Origin of the sequence: Rhodopila globiformis, assembly GCF_002937115.1 — a bacterium.
In the GTDB taxonomy this organism is placed as follows: Bacteria; Pseudomonadota; Alphaproteobacteria; order Acetobacterales; family Acetobacteraceae; genus Rhodopila; species Rhodopila globiformis.
In genome coordinates this window covers 1-2,961 of the sequence record NZ_NHRY01000013.1, presented here as the reverse complement: position 1 = coordinate 2,961, position 2,961 = coordinate 1, and the positions used below count along the sequence as shown (strand labels likewise).

Annotated in this window: 1 protein-coding gene; it reads right to left on the bottom strand. The window is 73.6% G+C overall.

Annotated elements, in window-relative coordinates; all coding sequences use genetic code 11:
• Positions 1-204: 204 nt before the first annotated feature.
• Positions 205-2,892 (bottom strand): SUMF1/EgtB/PvdO family nonheme iron enzyme, encoded by a 2,688-nt coding sequence (locus CCS01_RS00260; protein WP_104516845.1) that lies wholly within the window; start codon positions 2,890-2,892, stop codon positions 205-207.
• Positions 2,893-2,961 lie beyond the last annotated feature (69 nt).

The following is a 2,961-nucleotide window of genomic DNA, read 5'->3' as shown; positions in this document are numbered from 1 at the left end:
CTGTGGTACCATATCCGGACGATCCGCCCGCACCCCCGCCGCCGATGGCCCACGATCGGCCCGGGCACAGACAGCACCCATCCAGACCGGAGGCGCCCGCACCGTACCACCGCCTCGCCACCGGCACCCAAACCGGACCCGTTTCCAAGGAAACCGATCCGCCTGCCACGACAAAGCCGGCGTTTCCGACGCCCCGCGCCCTCCCTACTTCAGATCGCGCGCCACGCGGAAGCCGTTGACCAGATAGCGCACGGACGCATCGTAGTCGAACCGGTAGATCACCGTGATCTCGTCATGCGGCGAGCGGAACGAGCCCCCGCGCAGCACTCGTTTCTCGCAGTCCCTGGCCTCGCGCGGCGCCGCATCGGCCGGCGCGCCGTGATAGTTCGGGAACCAGCAATCCGCCATCCACTGCGCCACGCCCCCCAGCATGTCGTACAGCCCGAACGGGTTCGGCCGCAGCGCATCGACCGGCAGCGGCGCATAGGCGTTCTGCGCCCCGCCGCAGTCCTGGCAGTTGGCCAGGTGCACCCCCACCGCCTCGCCCCACCAGTAGCGCGTCGTCGTGCCGCCGCGCGCGGCATACTCCCACTCCGCCTCGCTCGGCAGCCGGTAGCGATGGCCCGCCGCCTGCGACAGCCAGGCGATGTACTGCCCGGCGTCGTCCCAGCTCAGGTTGTGCACCGGCGTGCGGTCCTGGGCGACCCGCATGCGCGGCAGGAACTTGCAGGCTCCGGCGGCCATGCAGGCCTTCCAGTCGCCCACCGTCACCGGCGCCTGGCCAAGGGCGAAGGCCGGCACCTCGACGCGGTGCGCCGGCAGCGATTCCGGCGCGTGCGCGCCCTGTCCCATGATGAAGCTGCCCCCGGGGATGCGCACCATCGGCGGGCAGGTTGGGCAGTCCTGGAACACGCCCGCCATGCGGCCCGGTTCACGCGCAGCCGGGGCGAGCGGTGGGACGTTGGCGGCGGTCTTGAACGGCGCTGACGCGGCCGGCGGCTCGCCGGGCGGCGGCGCCTGCCGGGTGACGGTGCCTGGCAGCGCGCCAGCCGGCCTGGACGCCACCGGCGGCTCGCCGCCCCGCGCGGCCTGCGGCGCCATTGGCGGCGCCATCCCGGGCGCCATCCCAGGCGCCATCCCGGGCGCCACCGGTTCCGCCATCCTGGGCGCCATCGCCATCCCGGGCGCCATCCCGGGCGCCACCGGTTCCGCCATCCCCGCCGCCTCCGCCGCCGCCCGCTGCGGCTCACCCCGCGGCGGCTCGCCCTGGGCGGCAACCTGCGGGCGGGCCGCCAGCAACGCCGCCCGCCGCCGCTTCGCCTCCCCGGCGTGCGGCGAGCCCGGGAACAGCCGCAGGAACGCATCGAACTCCACCGGATCGCGGCTGTCGCGCAGCGTCAGCCACAGCGCCGCCTCCGGCCCCTGGTCGGGACTGCCGCTGGCCGGCCCGACATCGACCGCCAGCGCCCCCTCGACCACCCCGCCATGGCCGTTGTCCACCGTGTAGCGCAGGCTGCCGGCCGGCCCGGACGTGCCCGCCTCCGGCCAGAAGGTCAGCCGCGACAAGTCCTGCGGCGAGACATGGTCGCCCGGATGCACGATCGCCGTGCCGTTGCGCACCGTGCCGCGCGGCAGCGCCGTGATCGTCACCGTCAGCGGATCGCCGTCCGGACTGACCGGAGCGGGAATGCCCAGCACCTGCTCGGCCACCGCGACCCGCGCCGGACCCGCCAGCACCGGCAGGTGATGCGACGAGCGCACCGTGATCGGCAGGCTCGCGGTGACGCTGCCGCCGCGCCCGTCCTCGACCAGCAGGTCCAGCGTGCCGGCCGGGCCGATGCTCTTGCCGTCCGGCTTGTACACCGCCCCCTTCAGCCGATCGGCGCTGAACACGGCATTGAGCGCGACGGGGCGACCCTCGATGCGCACCTCGCCGAACCGCGGCAGGCCGATGATGCGCACGCTCAGCGGGTCCTGGTCCGGATCGGTCGGCGCTGCCAGCCCGAGCGGCGTCGGCCCGGCGGCCTCGGTCACCGCCAGCGGCGTGACCGCGGCCATCACCGGGGCGCGGTTCGGCGGGCGGGGGAAGAAGTAGAACGGCTCGGCGCCGAGCGAGCTGAACACATACGGCTCCTGGCGGTTGCCGGTGGCCTTCAGCACGGTGTCGCGCACGCTGCGGAAGAACAGGCTCAGCTCCAGCCCGGGGATCTGGAAATGCGCCAGCAGCGCGGCGGCGAACGGGCTGTGCGCCTGCCCGTCCTCGGCGATCTGGTCCGCCTTGGCCGCCATCACCACCATGGTGTTGCGCGGCACGTTGTCCACCCGCGCCATGCCCGGGGTGGTCGCCACCGCGCGCCCGGCCACGGTCATCGAGCGCGAAATGTGCGCGATGAACGGGTTGTTGCGGCAGCTGTCGAGCAGCACGATGCCGATGTGGCTGGCCTGCGAGACCTCATCGAGCAGCCGCTCCAGCGGCATCGCCTCGTAGAACAGGTCGCGCTCGCGCTCCAGCTTGGCATCCGCCGGGATCAGGTAGTTCTCGCGGTCCACCTGCACGCCGTGGCCGGCGTAGTAGACCACGGCGACGTCGGCAGTGGCGGCCTGGATGCCGAAGGCGCGCACGCCGTTGTTGAGGGCGCGGAAGTCGGGGTCGTCGAGTTCGCTGACCTCGAACTTCAGCCGGCGCAGGGCGTCGCCGATGGCGCGCGCGTCGTTCACCGGGTTGGCCAGGTGCGGCGCGTTCTGGTAGGCGCTGATGCCGATCACCAGGGCGATGCGCCGCTCCTCGGCCGGGGGCGGCGCGGCGTGCGCCGGAAGGGGGAGAAGGACCAGCCGCACGGCCAGCAGGCCGCTCAGGAGAATTGCCAGGCGTGTCGTGCGTGGGGTGATCATCGCAGGGCCTCCACCGCCAGTCGTGCATCCGCGATCCGTGCGCCGGGGATGACCCGGACCTGCGCGCCG

Coding starts and splice junctions, on each gene's coding strand:
- CCS01_RS00260 (WP_104516845.1), bottom strand. CDS start 2,892: ATGATCACCCCACGCACGACACGCCTGGCAATTCTCCTGAGCGGCCTG.